The organism is Thalassoroseus pseudoceratinae (assembly GCF_011634775.1).
Classification (GTDB): Bacteria; Planctomycetota; Planctomycetia; order Planctomycetales; family Planctomycetaceae; genus Thalassoroseus; species Thalassoroseus pseudoceratinae.
On the sequence record NZ_JAALXT010000005.1, the window covers coordinates 340,429 to 364,594 of the forward strand.

Annotated in this window: 15 protein-coding genes; 10 read left to right on the forward strand and 5 right to left on the reverse strand. The window is 56.1% G+C overall.

Translation table 11 applies throughout. From position 1 onward, the window contains the following. Window positions 1–52: 52 nt before the first annotated feature. Complete coding sequence (locus G6R38_RS19095) at window positions 53–2,383, reverse strand: ATP-dependent helicase (protein ID WP_166829994.1); 2,331 nt, start codon at window positions 2,381–2,383, stop codon at window positions 53–55. A 103-nt stretch (window positions 2,384–2,486) separates the two neighbouring features. Here G6R38_RS19095 and G6R38_RS19100 point away from each other — a divergent pair, with 103 nt between their 5' ends. Both G6R38_RS19100 and G6R38_RS19105 read left to right on the forward strand, forming a co-directional pair. Further along, window positions 2,487–3,230 (forward strand): phytanoyl-CoA dioxygenase family protein, encoded by a 744-nt coding sequence (locus G6R38_RS19100; protein ID WP_166829997.1) that lies wholly within the window; start codon window positions 2,487–2,489, stop codon window positions 3,228–3,230. Next, window positions 3,220–3,645: an ABA4-like family protein gene (locus G6R38_RS19105; protein ID WP_166830000.1), complete on the forward strand. Its 426-nt coding sequence runs from the start codon at window positions 3,220–3,222 to the stop codon at window positions 3,643–3,645. Before G6R38_RS19100 ends, G6R38_RS19105 begins: the two co-directional genes overlap by 11 nt. A gap of 233 nt (window positions 3,646–3,878) precedes the next feature. On the opposite strand, the gene G6R38_RS19110 is transcribed toward G6R38_RS19105, so the two are convergent. Further along, window positions 3,879–6,071, reverse strand: coding sequence for an alpha-amylase/4-alpha-glucanotransferase domain-containing protein (locus tag G6R38_RS19110; protein WP_166830003.1), 2,193 nt, complete (start codon window positions 6,069–6,071; stop codon window positions 3,879–3,881). A gap of 266 nt (window positions 6,072–6,337) precedes the next feature. Here G6R38_RS19110 and G6R38_RS19115 point away from each other — a divergent pair, with 266 nt between their 5' ends. Next, a complete protein-coding gene (locus tag G6R38_RS19115) occupies window positions 6,338–6,505 on the forward strand; it encodes a hypothetical protein (RefSeq protein WP_166830006.1) in 168 nt (55 codons plus the stop codon). Between the two features lie 14 nt (window positions 6,506–6,519). On the opposite strand, the gene G6R38_RS19120 is transcribed toward G6R38_RS19115, so the two are convergent. After that, window positions 6,520–7,842 (reverse strand): glycosyltransferase family 4 protein, encoded by a 1,323-nt coding sequence (locus tag G6R38_RS19120; protein ID WP_166830009.1) that lies wholly within the window; start codon window positions 7,840–7,842, stop codon window positions 6,520–6,522. 120 nt (window positions 7,843–7,962) lie between these two features. Next, window positions 7,963–9,438 (reverse strand): PQQ-binding-like beta-propeller repeat protein, encoded by a 1,476-nt coding sequence (locus G6R38_RS19125; RefSeq protein ID WP_166830012.1) that lies wholly within the window; start codon window positions 9,436–9,438, stop codon window positions 7,963–7,965. 213 nt (window positions 9,439–9,651) lie between these two features. Here G6R38_RS19125 and folP point away from each other — a divergent pair, with 213 nt between their 5' ends. The 4 genes from folP to G6R38_RS19145 all read left to right on the forward strand — a co-directional run bounded on the left by folP (window position 9,652) and on the right by G6R38_RS19145 (window position 14,432). After that, window positions 9,652–10,527: a dihydropteroate synthase gene (gene folP / locus G6R38_RS19130; protein WP_240928286.1), complete on the forward strand. Its 876-nt coding sequence runs from the start codon at window positions 9,652–9,654 to the stop codon at window positions 10,525–10,527. Between the two features lie 115 nt (window positions 10,528–10,642). Next, window positions 10,643–11,014, forward strand: coding sequence for a hypothetical protein (locus tag G6R38_RS19135; protein WP_166830017.1), 372 nt, complete (start codon window positions 10,643–10,645; stop codon window positions 11,012–11,014). A gap of 159 nt (window positions 11,015–11,173) precedes the next feature. After that, window positions 11,174–13,030, forward strand: a complete 1,857-nt coding sequence (gene thiC, locus G6R38_RS19140) for a phosphomethylpyrimidine synthase ThiC (protein WP_206028640.1) — start codon at window positions 11,174–11,176, stop codon at window positions 13,028–13,030. Window positions 13,031–13,220: 190 nt separating this feature from the next. Beyond that, window positions 13,221–14,432 (forward strand): serine/threonine-protein kinase, encoded by a 1,212-nt coding sequence (locus G6R38_RS19145; protein WP_166830020.1) that lies wholly within the window; start codon window positions 13,221–13,223, stop codon window positions 14,430–14,432. A gap of 12 nt (window positions 14,433–14,444) precedes the next feature. Here the strand turns inward: G6R38_RS19145 and glgA are convergent, their stop codons facing one another. Continuing rightward, complete coding sequence (gene glgA, locus G6R38_RS19150; RefSeq protein WP_166830023.1) at window positions 14,445–15,923, reverse strand: glycogen synthase GlgA; 1,479 nt, start codon at window positions 15,921–15,923, stop codon at window positions 14,445–14,447. Between the two features lie 358 nt (window positions 15,924–16,281). On the opposite strand from glgA, the gene G6R38_RS19155 reads away from it, so the two are divergent. The 3 genes from G6R38_RS19155 (at window position 16,282) to G6R38_RS19165 (ending at window position 24,131) form a co-directional block, all read left to right on the forward strand. Then, the gene (locus G6R38_RS19155) at window positions 16,282–21,381 is read left to right on the forward strand and encodes an inverse autotransporter beta domain-containing protein (protein ID WP_166830026.1); all 5,100 of its coding nucleotides are present in this window, start codon (window positions 16,282–16,284) and stop codon (window positions 21,379–21,381) included. Window positions 21,382–21,558: 177 nt separating this feature from the next. Further along, window positions 21,559–23,634: a hypothetical protein gene (locus G6R38_RS19160; RefSeq protein WP_166830028.1), complete on the forward strand. Its 2,076-nt coding sequence runs from the start codon at window positions 21,559–21,561 to the stop codon at window positions 23,632–23,634. A 29-nt stretch (window positions 23,635–23,663) separates the two neighbouring features. Then, a complete protein-coding gene (locus G6R38_RS19165) occupies window positions 23,664–24,131 on the forward strand; it encodes a universal stress protein (protein WP_166830030.1) in 468 nt (155 codons plus the stop codon). Window positions 24,132–24,166: the final 35 nt, after the last annotated feature.

Here is a 24,166-nt window from a genome sequence, read left to right on the forward strand (position 1 = left end):
GGAATTTGGGATTCTTCCACGGGATTGAAGAGGAATCACGCACGCCACGCCATCATCCCATACCGACCGGTTGTAGCGGACATTTGGTGGCCACGAAAGATTGCACGCGACCGTCATCAAATTCAATGGTGACTTTCCCCCATCGTCCGCCGCCGTCGGCTTTTGTCACGGTACCAAGTCCGTATTGGGGATGCCGAACCTGCTGACCGACGGAAAACCGGGGCTTTGTGTCGGCGCCACTCGACAACAATTGCGATCCGGTCATCAGTTTCGGCAACTTCTTCGGTTGGGGTTTCTGTTGTGGTTGCACCGCCTCAGACGCGATCGGTTCGGATTGAGTTTCCTCAGATACCGGTTCCGGAGGATTTTCCGCAAAGTCGTCGGTTGGCAGTTCCTGAGTGTATTCGTCGTCGGGGAAATCATCGTACAACATCGACTTCGGTTCTTCGGCGAGCGTGCGTTCGTTGACGTCGATCTCACTGAGAAACTGGCTGCGAATCGTCATCAGTCGCCGCCCACGAAAGTCACGTTGCCGAGTGTGCGTGAGAATCAACCGCTGTTCGGCCCGTGTGATGCCGACGAAAAACAACCGGCGTTCTTCCTCGATCGCCCGTCCATTGTTGTCTTCTTGCAGCGAGCGTTCGTGCGGCAGCAGGTTTTGCTCAACGCCCACGATGAACGCAATCGGAAACTCCAAGCCCTTCGCCGCGTGCAGCGTCATCAACGTGACCGTGCCGGAAGATTCATCGAGCGAGTCAACCTCGTTGACCAAGCTCGTCACTTCGAGAAAGTTTTCGAGCGATCCGTCCGCTTCCATCGTGAGATCATACTGCCGCGCCGCTGTGAGCAATTCTTGCACGTTGGCGGCACGTTGTTGATCGTCTTCGTTGTCACTACCTCGGTACAGATCGAGATAGCTCGTCCGTTCCAAGACCCGCACAAGAAGTTTCTCGACCGGTCCCACGGAAAGATCGGTGAACTCCTCGATCATTTCGGCAAAGGCGTAAAACGATTTCACGGCTCGGCTGGTGAGTCGCGGGACTTCCTTGGCCCTTTTCGCCGCTTCGAGCAACGTGATTTCCTCACGGTCCGCCCAATTGATGAGCCGATTGAGACTCGTTTTCCCCAATCCGCGAGCCGGTTTGTTGACGATCCGTCGAAACGCCACCGTGTCGCTGGGATTATGCACGAGATGCAAATACGAAAGCGTATCCTTGATCTCCGCTCGCTCGTAGAACGCCACGCCTGCCGCGACTTGCAGCGGGATTCGCTCCCGCGTCAACGCCTGCTCCAACTCCCGTGAAAGCGCATTCACCCGGTAAAAGATCGCAAAATCCGACCACGGACGATTTTCCGCTTCGGCAATTTCACGGACGGTCTTCGCGATCGTTTCCGCCTCTTGTCGCCCGTCTTCACAGTACAGCAACTCGACCGGTTCGCCCTGCGGATTCTCTGTGATCAGCTCCTTGGCTTTCCGATGGACGTTGTGCACGATGAGGCTATCCGCAGCCAACAGAATTTCCTTGGTGCTGCGGAAGTTTTGTTCCAATCGCACGACTTTCGCCTGGGGAAAATCTTGCTCGAACCGGAGAATGTTCTCGATCCGTGCCCCGCGCCAACCGTAAATGGACTGGTCGGGATCGCCGGTCACACACAAGTTCCGATGTCCCGCCGCCAACGCCGCCACAATCCGGTACTGAGCGGCATTCGTGTCCTGATATTCATCCACGAGGATATATCGAAACCGCTCACCAAACCCTTCACGGAGTTCGGGATTGTCGTTCAACATCTGCACGACATGCAGGAGCAGATCATCAAAATCGACCGCGTTGGCTTCGAGCATCTTCTGTTGATACAGCGGATACACCTTCGCCACGACGGCGTCCCAGTGCGTGCCGACGGCGTCTGCATGTTCCAACGCGAATTTCTCGGCGGTGATGAGATCGTTCTTCGCTCGGCTGATCCGATGCAACACCCGCGACGGCGAAAAGTGAACCGCGTCCAAATCCAAATCGCTCAACGCATGACGGACGATCTGTTGTTGATCGCTGGTGTCGTAGATGCTGAAGTTCGTTTGCAGCCCGACGGTCTCGGCTCGTTCCCGCAGCAGCCGCGCACAGAAGCGGTGAAACGTACTGACCCATACCCGCATCCCGGGCGCAAGCCGTTCGACCCGCTCGGCCATCTCGTTGGCGGCTTTGTTCGTAAAGGTGATCGCCAGAATCCGCCGGGGATCGATGCCATGCTCGATCATGTGAGCAATCCGGCGGGTAATCACCCGTGTTTTCCCCGACCCAGGACCGGCCAGCACCATCAACGGGCCTTCGTGATGCGTGACCGCGGTGCGTTGCGGAACAGTCAAATCCGAAAGATCGTCCGGCACTCCACGCCTTTCGTTTCGTGTTTCAATGTGATGAAATGAACGTACACTCGCCAAATCCAATCGGCGAACACCTTCACCTTATTCCGCACGCACGCAGAACACCATGCCGACGCTGGCCGAATCTTTGGAAGTCGATGGCTTCGCAATTGTTGATCCGTTTCTCGCAGACGACGAACTGCGAACACTCAGCGATTCCATCAACCGGCTTCCAAGTACGGAAACCACCAAACGCGGACAATACGCCGCCCGTCAACTCGCGGAACGGGTGCCAGAAGTTCGAGGGTTCGCAGAATCGCCCATACTTCACAGATTGCTGGAACCGCTCGTGGGTTCATCGCCTCGGCTGACGCGTTCGATTCTGTTCAACAAAACGCCTGCCGCGAATTGGGGCGTGTTTTGGCATCAGGATTTAACAATTGCCGTCCAAGAACGTCATGACATTCCCGGCTTCGAACAGTGGTCTGTCAAAGACGGCATTCCCCACGTGCAACCGCCTGTGGAAATCCTCGAACACATGCTGACTGTGCGGTTCCACCTCGATGCGTGTGACGAAACCAACGGAGCGCTCCGCGTGCAACCGGGAACTCACCAACACGGCCGCATTCCGCAAGCGAACATCATGGATCACGTGAATCACACGACAGCGACAAGTTGCCACACGAAAGCCGGCGGAGCGGTTCTGATGCGACCGTTGCTATTGCACTCATCCCGCAAAATGACCAACCCCACCCAACGCCGAGTCATCCACCTCGAATTCACCACGCAAGATTTACCCGCACCACTCACCTGGCGTGATACAGCCTGCACGTTCAGCTCTACGAAACCGAGTCGCAATCATGAGCCCTGAAACACTCTTCAAAATCTTCAACACCGCTGTCTTGCCGGGGTGGGTAATTCTGTTGTTTACGCCTCGTTGGCGGATCGGTGTGGAGTGGATTGCCGGGATGATTCTGCCGGCGGTATTGGCAATTGGCTATCTGGTGTTGTTCGTCACGCAGATTGGCCATATCGAAGGTGGGTTTCAAACACTCGCCGGTGTGCGACAACTCTTCAGCAACGAATACGTGCTGCTCGCCGGCTGGGTGCATTACTTGGCATTCGACTTGTTTATCGGCAGTTGGGAAGTGCAGAACGCTCAACAGAACGGCATCTCCCACTGGTTCATCGTACCATGCTTGCTTTTGACGTTCTTCAGCGGACCAATCGGTTTGCTGTTGTACCTTGTCTTATGCACCGTCAGAATCGCCCGACAGAAACCGTAGGCAGGGTCACAAACCTGCCTACCGATCGTGCATCACCCCCCCGGACCTCAGTGCATCGATACGGCTGCAAGTCGTGTGGCATGCCCACAGCTTGGGGTGGGCATGGGCCAGAGAAGCTCGAATGTCGAATCATGTCCACGCAAAGTCGTGGACATGCCACCCTGTCCATCTTGTCAATGCAAAACCGGACACGCCCCAGCCTCCCGAGTGGCCCATGATCACTCGGGACCGTATTACGACTCGACCGACGCTGGTGCCGGGGTTTCGCGTAACTCGCGGGCTTGGGCGGCGGAGGTATCGAGAGACAGGCGAATCGTCACACCCCAGCGGCCGGTTTCGTCGGCGGTGATGTGCCAATTCGGTAGGACCATCGTGCTTTGATGGACCAACTCGTATCCACCTTCGGATTGGCTGATGGTTTCGATGGGAGCGGTCCACACCGTTGCCGCTTGCGAGATTTCCAGCCCTGCGTCCAAACCAAGCCATTCATCGACCAAGCCGATGCGTTTGCAATCGTCCAGTGTCAATCGCGTTTCGAGTTGGCCGAGTTGGCGACCACCCGCGTCATAGAAATACCGATCCGGTGCCCCGGCGGCCATTCCGGCGAAGTTGAATTCCACACCGAATTGAATCGGCTGACCGACCGGCAAGTTTTCCAGTAGGTAATTGAACTCCAGCACGTTTCCGCTGGCAGAATTCAAGCCGACCGTCTTCGTTAGTTGCACGGCGTGTTCGCCCACGTAACTGGTGCGGGTCATCACGCATTCGGCTCGCGTTTCGGAGCGTCGGAGCTTGGTTTCGTACGCACCGCTGGCGAAATCACTGATGATGCCTTCACTGCGTTGGAACTGCTCCGCGGTTGTCCCTGGTTGTAGGAAATGATCGACCAACGACTTCCGCCGCCAATTGTCGTAGACGATTTTTTTGTCGAGATCGGGCTGCTTGAATTTCACCGAACCGTGAATGCTGGCAATGTCGCCCGCATCCGTGTTCCCGGCTCCGGCGGCACGGATCAAATCGTGATACGGTTCCGGTCGCCGATCAAGCGTCGCCAGCAAGTTGTGCTTGATGCTCCGCAGATCGAGTTCGTACAAGTGCCCGCCTGTCGCCGGTGCCAACCACGCCACCAAGCGGTCACCCGACAACTTCACTTCCTGACGGGCATCGAGATCGTAGTCGGCGGATTGAATTTCCACCCAACGCCCAGCGTGATTGCGAGCCTTTTCGAGCAAATTGTCGGCCGAGATCAAATGCTTGTAGATCGCGTTTCGCAAGTGCGGCAAATACAACCCGCCAAACGCACCATGCCAATACGGGCAATTGCATTGACCGCGATACAACTCCTGCCGAGCTTCCTGCACAAGACCCGGTACGTCTTCACTTTGGCCGGTTTGATGCAGGTCTTCCAACCGTTGGCTGACGTCCAACATGCGGACGTACATTTCGTTGGTTTCCGGGTACTTCACGCGGAAGTTCCGCCAAAATCCGCCTCGCAAAAACGGCTTGAGCAAATGCCAATCGGCGTCGTGTTCGCGTTGGTTTCGTACACGGAGATACTGCACCTGCCGATCCGTCGGCAACGCCCACTCCGTCATTTCGCGATAGCTGGAATCCGGCAGATAGATCGTTCCAGTCGGCGTGACCGCATCGACGGCTTCGGAAGCTGTGCAGACCTGCAACCATTCCTGATTGTGCATTAGTTCATCGAAGAACCGTCGCAACCAATTGTCGCCATAGACGTGCTGATGCGTTTCCGGCCAACTGCCAAGTTTCTCGCCGTCATCGCCGAAGGTGCAGATTGCATTTGGCGAACGTTCGGCGACGTGCCGGAGATAGTCGATCGTCTCGTGCGGATCGCGGAAGGGGATCGTATACCGCAGCGTTTCACTGACCGGGAAGATCTTCAGCGTGTTGCCTTCGTCCTCGGTCAGGTAATAGCCGTCGAGTTCGTGCTCGTGCAGACCGGCGGCGCGGAAGTGCGTATCGTCGAGAATCGTGTATTCGATGCCGCTACGAGCAATGTCACCGGCAAAGGATTGCTCCCAAACCCGCTCGGGAACCCACATGCCCCGCACATGCGAGCCGAAGAGTTGCTTCAGATAATTCGCGTAGGAAACAATCTGACCGACGCGGTCCCGACGGGGAATGCTGGCCAAGATCGGTTCGTAGAACGGCCCACCGAGGATTTCGATCTGTCCCCGCTCGACAAGGGCTCGGACGCGGTCGATGTATTCCGGTCGGGCCTCGACAAGCCATTCCAGCAAACTCCCGGAGGTGTGCAAACACACGGGAATTTGTGGATAATCTTCGAGGACATCCAAAAACGGTTCGTAGGCGTCGGCGTAGGCGGCCTCGAACACGTTTTCAAAGTTGCCGATCGGCTGATGATTGTGAACGGCCAACACAAGCCGGACGCGGCAGCTCATCGATGACATCCTTTCCGCCCCCAAAAATCGTGGGCGCGATTCAAAAAACTTGAGTGTATTCTTGTTTCGGCCGACCGTTTAACAAAACCCGACCGGAATTCACCTATTGGACCGATTTTGCCACAAAAGGGAAATCCCGGAATGCGAGTTTTCGGGTGAACACCAAGAATCGCTCAGGCGAAAGCTCGCAGGCAACGCAAATCACCCAGATTCACACAGGCGTTTCAACGCCCTAATTTTCCCGACTCTTTTCGATGGTGCTCACGATGAACAACAAACTGATCTGGATGCTTTCCCCGGCAATTTATGCCTTGCTTGGGATGCTGGCAGCGTACTTGGCGGACGACCGAAACATGGTGATGGGTTCCGCGTTCGGCGGTGCGATCGCCGGAGCCATGGTCGCCGCTTTCGCGACGGCGGGGGAGAAGGATTGATTCACGAAAATTCCCTAGACGGTCGGTTCTATGGACGATGTCGAACCTGTGACAACCTCCGTCTGCCGAGCAAAGATGCGAACGGATTCCTCTGCGAGTGCAATTTCCGTGTAGTGTTTGCGGACGTTTTCGTAACCGGTTTTTGCGAGTGCTAGTCTTTGATTTTTGTCTCGCACTAGTGTTTGGAGTTGGTCTGCGAGTTCCTTAGTGTTCGTTGGTTCGAAGAGCAAACCGCCGCCGGTGGTTTCGATGAGTTCGGGGAAGGCGCCGTGACGGGGTTGAACGACGGGTGTGCCGTTGGCGAGGGCTTCGAGAACCGGCAAACCTTTTGGTTCGTGATAGTCCGTCGGCACACTGAGCACATCAAAACTTTTGAAAAGCGCGACTTTCTCAGTGACGGAATCCGGGCTGCCAGCGTAGTGAATCGGTAGGTTTTTACTCGCCGCGGATGAGAGCAATCCCTTGAGGTATTTGCGGTCGCGTTTGCCGAGATATCCGGCGGCGACGAGACGAGATTTCGGTTGTCGTTCGTGGAGATCCTGGAACGCATTGACGAGATTGTGCAATCCCTTCTCTGGGCAGATGCGGGCGAAGTAACCGATGGTGAAATGTTCGTTCTCACGGTCGGTCGGTAAACCATCGTGTTCGCTGACATCGATCCCCAAGGGCACGCGGTGAAAACGATCGATCGGCAAATCGAGCAGGTTTGCCATGTAGTCGCGGTAGTAATGACTATGCGTGAGGAAACCGTCGAAGTCCCGGCACCGTTCGTGAATCTTGGCAATCGCGGCGGTACGGAATTTCTCCAGCAGGTCCATCAGGAAAATGTCGTCGCCCTGGAGCATGCAGAAGATCTTGACGGAATCGCCCAGTCGTTCCCGCAAGGTTCGCACGACACCGACGAGGAGCGCGTTGCTGAAGACGATGACATCCGGAGCAAGGTCTTTGACGAAGTCCGCGAATTCGTTGATCTCGCGGCGGTTCGGCCCTTCTTCACCATCGAGCATCGCTAGCGTGAGCGGGCCGAGTTGGGCGGCATCGTTGGAGACACCGAACTTCGTCGCCCAACGGATGACTCGCGGCGAATCCAACCATCGCACCAGCGGACGCGGAATCTTTCGCCACAACGGCAGACGGTAATCCAGATACACATTGATTCCGCCGAGGAACACTTCCGAGACGGATAGGTTTTGTTCATCGACGCGAATCGGCGTGTACGTGGGGATCAGCGAAACTTCGTGCCCGGCATCTTGAAGGGCTTTGGCCCAGGTGTTGTCATGCATGCAGGAGCCGCAGAACATGCCCGCTCCGCCCGCAGTGACAATTGCAATGTGCATAACGTGCTCGCCTCTCGCCCGGAAAATCGCCTCAGAACGCAGGTTCTGTTCTCAGAGATTGTGAGCGTGGCGTCAAGGGAACGCCTGCCGAAGCGGACTTCGGTGGACTGTCGTCATCTTCTACGACTTCACGAACGAGTAGCAAACAACTCCTTGATTGGTCCGCAAATACAGTCGACCATCGACGAAGGCGGGGGAAACGCAATCGCGAGGTCGGAAGCGAGTCACCTGGGTTTTCCAGAGTTTAAGAGCTTCGAGTTGCCCGTCGGCTGTTTTTTCCAGTTCCGCGATACCCAGTTTCTCGCGAATGGCTTCGACCGGAGTCAGCGTGCCGTCTTCGCTGATGCGGGCATCGTAAAGTGGAGCGAACTCATCCGCCAAATTTGACACACACATCACCCCGCCGAACGTGTAGAAAACAGAGTCACCGACGGCGATCGGGGACGTGAACCGCGGGCGATCTTGATCAATCGGACCTTGCCAAATCAGTTCGCCGTCTTCCAAATTCACGCAAACGAAATCAGCTCCACCCTGGGCATAGACTCGGTTGCCGACAACCACCGGGCTTGAGCCTTGATCGGAGATGCGTCGATACATCCATTCGAGTTCCGGGCCGTCTTCGGACAATCGATAGCATCGCAAACCGCCTTTACGACTGGTCGCATAGGTCACGAGTTTGTCGCCCGCGATGATCGGCGTTGATTGTCCGCCGCCACTGTCGATCCGCCATTGTTCGTTCCCGGTTTGAGCATCGACACAAACGACGCCCAAACTGGGGACATTCACGAGAACCCTCGAACCGTTCGCGTTTTGCCATGCGACCGGACTGCTATGGATGGCATTGTCTTTCGAGAATTCACTCTTCCATCGAAACGATCCACTGGTTTGATCGAAAGCGACCAGTCGCTCCGCCATCACAACAATGAGACCATCGACCGCCAACGGCGACGAACAAATTGGTCGTTGATCCCCTTTCTCAAGCGGAATCGGCGTGGCCCATTCGATTTCCCCGCTGTCACGACCGATGGTAACCAGTTGTCGATCGGCTCCGACGTAGACCACGGCTTTCTTAGTCACCGTCGGCGTGCTGGATTGACGCCATCGCGTCGGGGCACTCGGACGGTCCGACTTCCAGAGCTGTTCGCCAGTCTCGGCATTGAGGCAGACGACCCGGTCCATGACCTGATAAAGTTTCTTCTGCCGTTCAATGCTTTCTTGTCGTCGCTTTTCGTCGTATTGTTGTCGCTCCGCGTTGGTGAGTTTCGCTTCGTCCTCTTCACTGAGGTTGGGATATTTCGGCGGTGGCAGCGTGACGCCTTCCCGCCGCTCACGGGCATGACAATAAACATAAACGAAGCCATCGGCGACCACCGGGCTGGACCACCCGCCGTTGCCGGCGAAGTCTTCCGTGTTGAACCACACCGGTTGCAGACCTTGCTCGGGAAGTTCGGTCAGTAGTGTTTGATCGGTCTGAATATGTCCGTCGCGGTTGGGGCCACGCCATTGGGACCAGTTTTCCGCGTGTGCGGAGATTGAAATTGTGCCGCCGAGCAGGAGACACAGTCCTCCGATCATGGGGCCAAGCGATTGCGGCATCAGTCAGTTCCTCGAAGCGATTTTGCAATGGGTTCATTCGATTTCCCAGATGGAAACTGATTCCACTCCATGCAAGAATTGTTCCCAGGTCGTAAATTTCGAATCAACAACTGAGAATGCGTTTTGTTCTTGGTTGCAGTCGACGATTGATCGGTCAGCCAGGGTTCAAGTTGGCTGGCGGACGGTCAACCTCACGAGAAATAGGAACTGCCCATGTCGCCCCTCAAACCGGAAACTCGTTACCCCTGGCGAGTCGGAGATAAGTCCTTCGATTGGACGGAGTTGCCGACGTTGATGGGCATTGTCAATGTCACGCCAGATAGTTTTTCCGACGGCGGCAGTTGGCTGGATGTCGATCGGGCGGTCGAACATGCATTGAGTTTGGTCGAACAGGGCGCGGGAATTCTCGACATCGGCGGAGAATCGACCCGACCAGGGGCCGATCCGGTTTCATTCGATGAGGAACTCCGCCGCGTGTTGCCGGTGGTTGAGGAGTTGTCCTCACGGACGGATGTACCGATCTCGATCGACACCACCAAAGCCGAAGTCGCCCGGCAAACGCTCGCCGCAGGGGCGTCCATCGTGAATGATATCTCCGGTTTGACGTTCGATCCCGATATGCCCGGCGTTTGTGCCGAGGAAAATGCCGGTGTGGTTTGCATGCACATCCAAGGCACGCCTCAAACAATGCAGAACGAACCTCACTACGAGGATGTCTTACGCGAAGTGCTGGAATTTCTTGAACACCGAATGGAAGTCCTCGAATCCGCCGGCATCCCACGCGAGCGAATCGTGCTTGATCCCGGCATCGGTTTCGGAAAAACGGCGACCCACAATCTGGAGTTGCTGTCGAACATTGCAGCGTTGCGGTCCACTCAACGGCCGGTGCTCATCGGGCATTCGCGGAAGCGGTTTTTGAAAGCAATTCTTGGTCGGCCTGTCGAGGAGCGGTCTAGCGGAACGATCGGCGTTTCGATCGCGTTGGCGGACCAGGGTGCGGACATCCTCCGTGTGCACGATGTCGCTGCCGTCCGCGACGCCCTCACCGCGTGGCACACACTGAAAACCCCTCCCACAAACAAACGCTGATGTTTTTTTGCGGTTTTCATTGGACATTTGACAACCGAACCAGCAATATGAACGGACGTTTCGGCTACTGCGGTGGTCGAAGGATTTCGAGTGTCCAATTGAAAGGGCCAAAATCGTGCGTCAATTTGTCATTGTTTTGGGATTGGTGGTTGGAACCACAGGATTGGTTTCCATTGCATGGACACAGGAAGTGACCACGAAGAAACCGGTTGTGTCATCGAACGCTAAAACGCTCCCGCCAGGTGCGGAACGTACCAAGAGCGGTAAGATCGTTTTTCGTGGACGACTGCCAAACGGCTGGGGGAAACTCGGCATTCTGTACGATCAGAAACAGACCATCTACAAGGTCCAAGCGCAATACAACGCCGAAATTGATGAACTCGAAGCGCAAATCGAGAAACTCAAAGCCGAACGCGATGCCGCCATGCGGGACGCGTTGACAGATGCTCAACGGAAAAAACTCGACGATGCGTTATCCAGCAAGTGATGAACCGGCGATCGGCGACTTTCGAGTTGTCGGAATGACGAAGCTCGTTGCATTCTGATTTCGTGCGGATACGATACACGTTGCACTGGAATCCGATCCGACCGGTTTAGCGATCACAATCCGTAAGCCGGTCGACTCGCACTGACTTAGGAAGTTTTGATGACTGCATCGAGTCCCGATCGCTCATACACATTGCCCGCACTTGGTCAAAACCCAGCGACAACCGGAGACGGCACCACACCGGGCAGCTTCGCGAAGTCGCCGAATATCGCCCCTGGCGTGGCGGGTCGCTACACATTTTCCTCACCTGATACGCCTGGAATGCCCGCGCCGTCTGACAAAACCGCCTGGGATTTCCTACCGGAAGGGTGGTGGACGACACAAGGTGTCGAGGAGCCAGTCGAACATCAAGCCGACATGACTCACGCCCAATTCGAGCAGGCTGACGGCAGCCTCCGAGTCGTCGGTTACCCCGCTGGTTTTGAGCCGACAACGCAACTTGAGTACGCTCGGTTGGGCATCGTCACGAAACAAATGGAACGGGTGGCCGAACGCGAACCGCATTTGACGGCTGCTCAAATTCGCGATGAAGTCGCCGCCGGGCGAATGGTCATTCCGGCAAACCTGGTTCACTTGGGCTACGAACTCGATCCGATGGCGATTGGTCGGGCTTCAAAGACCAAGGTCAATGCGAACATGGGTGCTTCGCCGGTTTCCTCCGGGACCGACGAAGAAGTTGAAAAACTGAAGTGGGCCGAACGCTGGGGTGCGGACACGGTCATGGATCTTTCCACCGGTGGCGATCTCGACGCCTGCCGGGAAGCAATCATTCAGAACAGCCATGTCCCGATCGGCACCGTTCCGATTTATTCGATGATCATTGGTCGAAGAATCGAAGATCTCGATCGCGAAATGATCTTGGAAACGCTGGAACACCAGGCGAAACAGGGGGTCGATTACTTCACGATCCACGCTGGCATCTTGCAAGCCCATCTGCCATTCGTGAAGGATCGGTTGATCGGCATCGTCTCCCGCGGCGGTTCGCTGCTAGCAAAATGGATGATCCATCACGACAAGCAGAACCCCATGTACACTTACTGGGAAGACATCTGCGAGGTGATGCGGCGGTACGATGTGACATTCTCGATTGGCGACGGACTTCGCCCCGGCGGTCTGGCCGATGCCACCGACGAAGCTCAGTTGGCCGAGTTGCAAACGCTCGGGGAACTCACCGAACGGGCTTGGCGTCAGGGCGTTCAAGTGATGATCGAAGGGCCGGGGCATGTGCCGCTCGATCAAATTGAATACAACATGAAGCTGGAACGGACTTTGTGTCACGGGGCACCGTTCTATGTGCTCGGACCGTTGGTCACGGATATCTTCCCCGGTTACGATCACATCACGAGTTGCATCGGAGCCACGAACGCGGCGTACCACGGAGCAAGCATGCTGTGCTACGTCACGCCGAAAGAGCATCTTGGTTTGCCGAAGAAAGATGACGTCAAACAGGGCTGCATCGCGTACAAAATCGCTGCCCACTCCGCAGACGTGGCATTGGGGATTCCCGGTACACGCGATCGGGATGACGAATTGACCAAGGCACGAGCCGCGTTGAACTGGGAACGGCATTTCGAGTTGTCGTTCGATCCCGATACCGCCCGCGCGTATCACGATGAGGATTTGGACGTCGATACCGACTTCTGTGCGATGTGCGGTCACGATTGGTGCAGCGTGCGGATCAGCAAAGAAATCCAAGAATTTGCTAGTGGGAAGTCCGAATCCTACCAATGGGATCGGGCGAAAGTCTCGCAAGCATTGACGGCTGAACAAAAGGAAATCCTCGAGAAACGGGGCGTACTCTCGCCGGAGGAAATCCATAAACTCGCTAGTAAGACCGCTGGTTCTGTGAGTCCTGCGACGGATGACGGTAAAGCTGCCTGTCACAGCGATTTCGTCGACGCCGATCAGGCGAAGCGGCTTCAAGATGTTCGTTTGGAGGTCATCGAGTCGAATTAGGTCGCATTCGAGGTCCAATTATTGGTCATCTTCTCAGAAATTCGCATTCCTGACGTCTCTCGATCGCCGGGAATGCGATCTTCTGGTGTTGTTAACAATTCGCGCTTTGCCAAGCTATCGTTTGGGAAGATATACTGGGATGTAGAGAAACTGGGCCGTTCCTTACATCCTTTGAGTTGTGGACTGGTGAATGCCACCAAAACGTGATTCCCGTAAACCGACACCTGCCGGAAAAGCAAAACCGACAAGCGGCGGGAACGGTGCGGCTCGTGGAGATGCCATCCAGCGGGATTCGGCCGGTGCATACATCGGAAAGTACCGCTTGATCAAGAAACTCGGCTCCGGTGGGATGGGAGCTGTGTATCTCGCGGAAGATACGGACTTGGGTCGGAAGATCGCACTCAAGGTGCTTCCACGTGATAAAGCCCGCAACCCCACGTTGGTGGCACGGTTCAAAGCGGAAGCGAAAGCTGCGGCGAACTTGTCTCATGACAATATCGTGGCCGTATACGAAGCCGGTGATGCCGACGGCTATCTCTATATTGCTTTGGAATACGTCGACGGAACCGATGTTTTCGAGCTGGTCAGCAAGCACGGGCCGTTGCCGGTCAAGCGGACCATTAACATTATTCGGCAAGTGACGTCCGCCCTGGATCATGCTGCGGAACGGGGGATTGTCCACCGCGACATCAAGCCAGCGAACTTGTTGATTCGCTCCAACGGGACTGTCAAGCTGACCGACTTGGGGTTGGCACGGTCAATAGAAGCCGCCTCGGATGCCGGAATCACACGGGCCGGGCACACGGTCGGAACGGTAGACTACATGCCGCCGGAACAAGCTCGCGACAGCAAATTGGCGGATGTGCGAAGTGATTTGTACTCTCTCGGTTGCACATGGTATTTCATGCTGACCGGAAGCGTCCCGTTCCCGGACGGCGACTTGATGAACAAGTTGTATGCCCACGGGCACGATCCACGTCCCGATCCGCGTGAGATGAATGCCAAAATTCCCGAGGGTGTGGCGGCCGTGCTCGAACGGATGATGGCCAAGTCACCGGAATCACGACACCAAACGCCGAAGGAACTATTGCGGGATCTCGATCACTCGATGCTCACGAACGACGCCGTCGCTGGTGGGGTGTTAGCGGCCTTGGAGGACGACGACGTCAACCCAAACCAAGTCTACGAGCAACGACAGTTCAAAGGTGGTCGACGAGATGCCCCGCCGCCGTCACAGCGTTCGAAACTGCCCCCCGGCACAGGCGACCCGCAAGACAGCGATGCCGATGTGCACGAAGAATGGGTCGTCAAGATCGACGCACTCAAGCTTCTGCCAGCATTGTTGGTGATCGCGGGCGGGATTGTGGCCCTCGTTTACGTGCTGCAGTTCTTGAACTCGTGAGTCACGTCCCGGTCATGTGCGGGCTTGTTCGTAGACGGTCAGGTAGTCGTCGGCTTTCGTCGCCCAGGAGAAGTCTTTTCGCATTCCAGTCTCGACAAGTTGTTTCCACAGGGTTGGTGTGCGATACGCCGAACACGCCCGGTCGATGGTATCGAGCAGGTTCTGTGACGTGTGATTCCGAAAACCAAACCCGGTGGCGACACCTTCATTCACGGCTTTGGAATCGGCATCCACCACGGTATCCGCGAGACCACCGACCAATCGCACGATCGGAACCGTGCCGTACCGCTGACTATACATCTGATTGAGCCCGCACGGTTCAAACTGGCTGGGCATGAGAAACGCATCCGCACCGGCTTCGATGAGGTGAGCTTTCGGTTCGGAGAATCCGATTTTGATCGCACATTTCTCCGGGTATTTGCGTCCCAACTCCTCCAGTTGCGATTCAAATTCCTGGTTGCCGGTTCCCAGCAAGACCAGTTGCACATCGCGGGAGAAGAATTCCTCACCGATTTCGAGAAGCAAATCGATGCCTTTTTGCTCGGTTAGACGGCTCACAATGCCGAACAGTGGCACATCGGGCCGTTCCGGCAGACCAAATTCGCTTTGGAGGTGCTGCTTCACCGCCGGTTTTCCGCTGGATTGGCTCCAGTTTTCGACATTGAAGTGGCTTGGCAACAACGGATCGGTGGCGGGATTCCATTCGTCGGGGTCGATCCCGTTTGTGATGCCAACGAGGTCGTCTTTCCGCGAACTCAGCACCGCTTCCAATCCGCATCCGAATTCGGCTGTCTGGATCTCTTCCGCATAGGTCGGGCTGACCGTAGTGATCTTGCGAGCGAACGTCACACCGGTTTTCAACAAGTTGATCTGCCCGTAATACTCCATGTGCTGCATGGTGAAGTACTGGGAGCCAAGACCAGTCAACATCAACGCATGCTCCGGGAATACCCCCTGAAATGCGAGGTTGTGAATGGTCAGAATGGAAGCCGCCGACGCCAGTTGCGGGACCGAACGGAACTTTACGTCGAGCAATGCGGGGACGAGGCCGGTTTGCCAATCGTTGGCGTGAACGATGTCGGCATGGAAATCCAACTGTTGGCAGACGCTCAGAACGGCATGGCTGAAGAAGCTGAATCGTTCGCAATTGTCGCCGAAATCGAGGTTGTCGACGCCGTATAGACCGGGACGGTCAAAATACAACGGGCAACTGACAAGAATGATCCGCACATTGGAGTTCTCTCGGCGGACTTCTAGCAATTTGGCGGTCACGTCGCGTTTGCCGATGGGAACACGCACTGTTTCGGTCAGCGGCGTGAGCGTGTAGCCCTTCCAGCCGTCGTCACTGCGGAGACTGGGGTAGTCGGGCAAAACAAGTAAAACATCATGACCATTGGCAGACATTGCGTGTGCCAGAGCGGAGGTCACGTCGGCCAAACCGCCGGTTTTCGAGAAGGGAACCGCTTCCGAGGCCGTGAGCAGGATCTTCATGGGATTTCTGTTTCGAGCTAAGAGATGTCATTCGGCAGTATGCGACTGACGTTGAACCGTTGGGGGTTCCGTCTTGCGGAAGTGTTGTTTTTCGCAAGCTTTCCGCATCGATCGCGAATCTAGTCGATCGTGTGCGTTCTAGAATCACAAGCGGAAAGGAACTTCGCAAGGGCACACGGTTGCCGTCCGTGCAAGGCGACCCGCACAATCCAGACAACAGGCAGAACCATTACGACCCAAATTAATCTCCCAACCCGCAAACTTTAACTCAACCGAACAGGCTGCCCGATCCGAATAAAGAGATGAAGCCGTAAATCGAAGCGGTGGGCGTTTCTGCGTCTCGCGATCGGAAAATCTGATGAAAACACTCTGCCAACGGAAACTCCTCCTATTCTGCATCCTGGTGTTGGGACAGGCAGTACGGGGGTTTGGTCAAGAAACACCGGCGCCCGCGCCGGCTCCGGATTTGTCCGGATACGGGCCAGCCCCGGAGTTCGTCGAATCGTCTGGAAGTTTTCCGAGTATGCTGAATCTCGGACGCCAAACACCATTCGGTGCCTTCATCATTACCGATACACGAATCGGTCAGAACTACGGATTTGAGGATTCGTACCAAAACGGTCGAGTCTTCCTGCCACTGCACCTGCAACCGGGAACGAACATGTTCTTCGGGTCGCTTGGGGGCTCGGTGGACGCCGATGGCGACTTCGCCGGGAACTTCGGCGGGGGCTACCGGCACTTTGTCCGCGAGGCCCAACGGATCTATGGGATCTCCGGTTGGTACGACATTGACGACTCGGGGAATCAAACCTACGAGCGGGTCGGTGTCAGCCTGGAGACCATGGGGCAGTATTTCGACGTCCGCGCCAACGGTTACGTGGTCATTAGCGAAGATCGAGATGTCCTCAGCCAAGGGCTCGACATCTTGTACCGCGGCCGATCGCTGCTGTTCAACGACTTCCTCATCGCCGAGAACGCCTACAGCGGTGGTGATGTGGAAATCGGGGGCTTGATGCCAGGGCTCGGTCGTTATGGGGTGTACGGCTACCTTGGCGGATACCACCTCACATCAGACGAAGGTGGCGACACGACAGGGGTGTCTCTCCGGTCGAACACCGTGGTGACCGAAAACTTCAATGTCGGAACCACCTTCACCTACGACGAGAAATTCGGAAGCAACTTCTTCACGAATTTGGTCTTCACCTTCCCGATGAAGCGGCCAAAACGCTTGTTCTCGCCGAAGACGATGATTCAACGGCTGGCCGAACCGGTGGAACGAACACAGCGTATCCCGGTTCACATCGAACGCGAAGACAACTTCAGCTTGGCCGTCGACTCCAAAACCAACCGAGCGATTCAGGTTTTGCATGTCGACCCCAACAATACCCAATCGGGTGACGGTTCGTTCGAGAACCCATACCGCGATGTCAACTCGCTGCATGCGGACAACAATTCGGATATCAGTATCATCCGTATCATCCCGCATGACTTGAACACCGGCATCAACCTCGCGTTGTCGCAAACGCTGGAACTCTACGACTTCCAACGATTGCTCGGTGCATCGCTGCCACACAATGTGCTGACCACACGTGGTAGCTTCAGTCTGCCCGGTCTTGTCTCTGGTGAGCGTCCAGTGCTCTCACACGCAGGCGGAGGCGACATCGTTCGATTGGCAGATTGCAACGAGGTGTCCGGCTTCTTCTTCCAAGGCAATGCACTGACGGCAGGGCGTGCGATTGTCGGGAACGAAATTGACACCTTCAACATCAACCGCAACATCGATCCCGATGCCCGCTTGGGTGTGGACTTGGTTGACGCCGTCGGTGTCGGCTTGATCTCCAACAACATTTTCCGAGGCAACCGCGAAGGTGGTGTGCGAATCGCGAACAACACCAACGCCAACGGACCACTGTCGCTAACAGTCGTCAACAACGACTTCGAAACCAACGGTGGAGCGGGTTTGAACGTCATTCTTCGCAACGACGCGAAAGCCGCCGTCACTGTTGACGGGAACATCGTGCAGAACACGCTCGATGACAACACCGAAGATACGCGAGTCGCCGGGGACGCGTTGGCGTTCCAGTTGGAAGGGTCTACCAACCTCGAAAACGCGACGGCTGAGTTCACCGAGCTGTTCATCACCAACAACATTATTGGTAGCGATACCGACACCGAGTGGGGGAACGACCGACACGGGATCTTCATCCACTGGGAAGAAGAAACCAACTTGCAGGACGTGTTCATCGCGAACAACCTGATCTCCCGCAACGGACGTTTCAACAGCACCTTGGTGGATGATCGCTTCTCCGGTGGGGACGGGATTCACTTCCGCCGCTTGGACAACGCCACGCTGACACGAAGCGGTCGTTACGACAGCATCACCAGCCCGGCAACGATCTACGCCAACAGCATCATCAACAACGGTTTCGGTGCCACGATCGCAACGCCAACCGGCTTCAACCCAGTGACGGAAACCAACACCATCACCGGAACGGCAAGCATCTACGGCAACGGGATTGGCATTCGTGCCAGCGAAGGTGGCGAAGATCGTCTCGACTTCGAAATCTTGGACAACGACATCTACACGAACAACCGTTACGGGATCAGCATGTACGTGCAAGCGGATGCCCGGATCAAAGCCGACATCCGTCGCAACTTGATCAACCAAAACGGTCTCACCGGGATTTACACCAGCGAACGTATCGGTGCTGAAGCCGACCTGCGGGAGATCGGTGGAACCTGGATGGCCAACCGCATCATCGGTAACGGTGTTGGCGGTGTCACCGGGGACTACCTCACCGGTGGTGGTGGTATCCGATTGGATGCGACAGTCACGAACATCTTCAACGTGATCGATCCAGACGAAGATGCCGGCCGCTTGAACATCCTCGGCAACCTGATCGCCGACAACGGCCTGGACGGGATCGAAATCAACGCTGGCGGTCGCATCCTGATCGACAGCAACGAAATCAAGAACAACGGAACCAACGCTGGAGCATCGCTCTCGTCTGAACAAGCCCTCTTGGTGCTCTCAGACACTGGGGTCGAAGTCTTCGACACCGTGCGAGGCCGAATTGTTGGGGAAGACAACGGGAACGGGATCGACATCAACGCCGTCATGCGTGGCAACAACGGTTACATCTACAACCAAGCCGCGTATGAACCGGAAGACATGGTCAGCCCGACATTCTTCGGTGTCTACACACCACTGCAAACCACGACACCACTGTTCGTGGAAATCTATCGCAACTCAGTCCGAGAAAACCGCAACGACGGCTTGGAAATTCGCCACGCGAACAATCCTTCCGAGTTGCACGACGCTCCACTTCACGCCGGTCACTTCCCGGTCAACGTGGTTGCTCGAGACAACACGATCGAAACCAACGGTGGACGCGGCGTGGACATCTTGAACCAAGGTGGTGGACGAACCCCGGAGAACGTCAACGACTTCTTGCCGGAAACCGGTGCGAACACCAGTGTTAATCCGCCAAACTCGACGGTCGCAGGGACTTCCAACCAATTCAGTCCGACTGATACGACCATCAGCTTGGTGGGGAACAAGATTGCCTCGAACGCCAAAGAAGGGATTTACGTGGTCAACACGGCGTCGCTCACCCAAGGTCAAGCGGGGAACACTCCGATTCCTGGTGGCGAACCATTGTTGAACGATACGGAAGACCCAACCCGTGGTCTCAACAACGACGGGGAAATCGATTCCGTCGCTCGGTTGGCCTTGGAAGTCGATGGCAACTTGGTCATCAAGAACGGTCAACAACTCGGGACCGATTCCGAGTCTGAGCAAAACATCGACACCATCACCGGTTCTGGTCTTGTGATTCGTGTTGGTACGCAGGATCAAGGAGCTGTCTCCTTGTTAGCTGAGACGGTGCCCAACACCAACCCGGTTCAAATCCTGGCGTTCCGCGACTTCGCGAGTGCACCAGCAGGCTTTGCGAACGCCGATGTGAGTCTCTACGGTGAAACCGGCTTCCGCAACGCGGACGAAATCTTGGCACTCACCACGGAAGAGTATCAAACCCTCGGATTCTTCAACATCTTGCAACCCGGCGGTGTGATCGGCAAAGTGACCAACAACGGTCTAGATGAGTCCGGTAACTTTGACCCTTACACGGGTTTCGAAGGCAACTTCGGTTCGGATGTCTACATCGAATCGTTCACCTCGACGCCTTCCGGTGGGGCCAACCCGGTTATCGCTCGCTTCGACTTGCTCTTCGAGAACAACCGCGGGGATGCCTTGGACGTGACCAACTTCGGAGCCTTCTACGGTGCCGGCGGATCGCGTGAGAACGCTCAACGTCTCGCAGGTGCGGCGAACTCCGGAAGTCTGTTCCAACCTATTCTCGGTCGCGTGGTCGGTGTGCACCGTGGTGCCGTGTTCGACTTCGATCCGAACGACACCAACCCAAGCACCACTCAGTTCGACGTGCTCGACGAGCTTGATCCGGGTGCCAACACCCCGATCGACGACCGAACCGGTGGTATCTACGACGGACTGTTGGTCGAATTCGGTGTGAACCAGTTGTCGAGTGCGACGGCTGCAGGCTACGCATCCTCGACCATCGTCGACAAAGGAAACCTGACCGACATCGATCCAAACACACCAGGACCACAACGCGGCAGCCGCTTCACCGTGGCTCCGGCATTCGGAACACCGCAAACTGGTGCCTTCCAAATCCAACTGTCGCGACCTGATGTGTTCGACGTGGTCTACATTGACCCCGCCACCGGCAACCCATTGACGGCTGCTCAAGTTGCAGGTCTTGCAGGCACCGGAACGTTGGGTGGTCAGAACCTGGTTGTGCGATTCTTGGATGAAATCGACTACAACGGTGACGGCACCGACAACGCCTTCGACGACACCTTGCAACCGACCGCTGCCATCAACGCAGCTCCGACACTGGTCAACAACTGGCTGTTGAACAACGGGCAAGTCCCCGCCAACCCAACGCCAGCAGACTTGGCTAACCCGAACCGCTTCCACGTGGACGGCACGAACGTCGTCGACAACATCGGGATCGGTGTCCGAGCTGGGGAAACGGCTGTGGCCAGCTCTGGCGAACAACTGCCAACCGGAACGACAGCACAGAACACCTTGCAAGTTGCAGGTTCGGCTGTTGCTCCTCGGGACGGCAACTTGTTCATCATCACTCAGGCATTCGGGTCCGGTCCTTCGAGCTTCCGAGTTAGTGGTGCTCAAACCGGTCCGAACATCGGAGTCGAAACCAACCAGTTCACCACAGGTAACCTAGGCTTCGACGACGCTGTCTCACTCGAATCCGGTGGTGCTTCGACAACCAACGAACTGCCATTCGAATGGGATGAACTCCCAACGGATAACCGTCAGCGAATCCTCGATATCTTCGAGAGCTACAATCGCGGACCACTGCCGAACGCTCCTATCGAGACGTTCCGGGATTGGCAACGAGATGGTCGCTAACTGAACTGACGGATTGATCTCGACCACGAAACACGGGTCGCTCGGAAACGGGCGGCCCGTTTTTTTGTGGTTGGGCACTGGAAAATCGACCGTTCGCAGTGCCGACGTGACATGCCCGCCCCAACTCGACTACAATGATGCGTCTCACGTCCTTCGTTGCATTCGGAGCCCGTCGGTATGGCTGCGCATTCTGCTCGATTTAATCATACGGCCCGCACCGTCCTGCGAATACCATTCGTTGCCGGTTTGCTTTGGGCTGGGCTCGCTGTTCCGGGGTTTGTCCGAATCGGGCATGCGGCGGGGCAATCGACCGAGCGGAAATCCCCGACGCACGGCATTCAGATCATTTACGACAGCCGATGGGCGGGAACGCGGCATGGAGGGTATTACCCGGTCCGCATGCGACTGACGAACACCGCCGAAACCGTGCAAATCGGCATCAAGTTCATCCCAGACAACGCCGGTGAACTCCCAGTTGTCGAAGAACCGCCGTTTGAATTGGCCGCCAATGCCAGTGAGGATGTCACACTGTTGATTCCACTTCTCGGATACGGTTCGACAGGGCGGCTTGAGGTGACGCTCGATGGCGACCGGATCGAACTACTCGAAACGCGAATTAACCTCCCCGATGTCCCGTACGAGATGCCGCAACCATCGCTATTGATCATCTCTCGGAACAACATCAACGGGCAAGAATTTACCAAGTTCACCGCGGCTCTGAACACGACGAGTTATTTCAACTCCCCCGATGACTTCGTCAGCCTTCCCCCCGTTTTGCTGCCGACGAATTGGCTCGCTTACAGTGGTTTGGACTATGTTGCGATTCCGTTGCGGGAGCTGTCCGGGTTGGGTAGCGAGGAACGAGCAGCGATCTTGCAGTGGGTTCGAACCGGTGGCCAACTGATCGTCTTCAACATTCAATCCGATCCCGCCACCTCTGAGGAACTCTCGAAACGACTCGAATTACCTGCCGACACTGCCGACGAATGGAAACGGCCGTCGACAGCCACTTGGAAAGATGTGCTGGTCGTTGACGAAACCACAATGCACTCCCACGATCCCGACTCGTTCCAAGAGGCCCTGGAATTCACCAAAGGATCGAAATGGGATCTCAACGAGAATCCGTTTTCCCATCGACCGATGTTGCTCGGGCATATCTTTGCGTTTGCCGGCAATCCGTTTCCGGGCACACCGTCGGATTGGGCTTGGATGGCATCCACACCCGAAGCCCAACAATTCACATGGCCGAACCGTCGGGGCGTCACTCCGCGACGCGAAACCACGAACTTTCTCGAATTCCTGATTCCCGGCGTGTCGTCGGTTCCGGTTTATGCCTTTCTGATTTTGATGACGCTATTCACCATCGTCATCGGTCCCCTGAACTACTTTTTCTTTCGCAGTCGTCGGCAGATTTACATGCTACTGCTGACCATTCCGGGATTGGCGTTTGCCACCAGTCTCACGCTGTTCGCGTATTCGCTGGTTTCCCACGGATTCGATGTGGATAGCCGCGTGCGAAGCCTGATTATGGTCGACCAACGGACCAATCAATCGGTGATTTCCAGTCGGGTCGCCTTGTTCGCAGGGATGGTGCCGTCCAGTGGATTGCGTTTCAGCCCGGAAACGGAAATTGCCTCCGTTTGGCCATCACACGATTCGATGAACGCAGGCCGAGTGATTTGGTCTGGCGAGCAAGTCGTCACCGACGGATTCTTCCGGGCTCACACGCGAACTCAGTTCTATACACTCACACCGATGCCCCAACGAGGGCGATTGGTGATCGAACCGAATTCCGATGGCCGACTCCGCGTAGACAACGGATTCGAATGGGAGATCGAACAACTCATCATCGCCGACGAAACCGGCAAGATGTTTATGGCGAGCGATCTCCAACCCGGTGGCAGCGAATTCGCCGGCGTCGCTGAACAGGAACAACGCCGTGAGTTGGCCAACCGACTCAAAGAGGAACCGCTCGAGATTCCCGAAGGGGCGGTTGTCTCGGGAGGTCGACGCGAATGGCATTATGGTCACTATCAACATAATGCCGAAGTGCTCGTCAACTCGCAGGCCAGCCAAGTCGAAACCCTGATCCGCGGATTTCAAACGCTCGCGGATGCCGACGACGTTTTGCCTCCCAAGACTTATTTAGCGGTTCTCGCAGGTCCTCCAGATGACGATACAATGCAAATCATCACCGGAGTGGAAGACACAACGGTGCAATCGGGCTACTTCTTAATTTATGGTCGGTATTGAGAGTTCCAACGGACGGACAGAAATAAACCATGATTGACCTCAAACGAATTTTGCTACCCACAGATTTCAGTGACACCTCGCTCGCCGCCGCAAACTACGCGATTGCGTTGGCAGAGAAGTTCTCGGCGGAAGTGCATCTCGTGCATGTGATCGAGGAATTGCACACCACGATTCCGCTGTTGGAAACCTACGGGGCTCCCACAAAAGAAGAGTATGAAGCCAAGGCACAGGCCATGCTCGACAATTGGCCGTTGCCTGACGGAGCGGAAAATTTGACGATCGTTCGTCGATTCCATCATGGCAGTCCGTATGTGCAACTCCTGCGAGACGCCCGGGATCACGATATCGACCTCATTGTGATCGGCACGCACGGACGCGGCTTGACGGCTCATCTCCTGATGGGGAACGTGGCCGAACGTGTCGTACGAAAAGCAAGTTGTCCGGTGCTCACGGTTCGGCCGGACGGCCATCAATTCGTGCACCCTGGCCAAGAGTAACGTCAAACCCATCCCTAAACCGGAGACACTCGGCG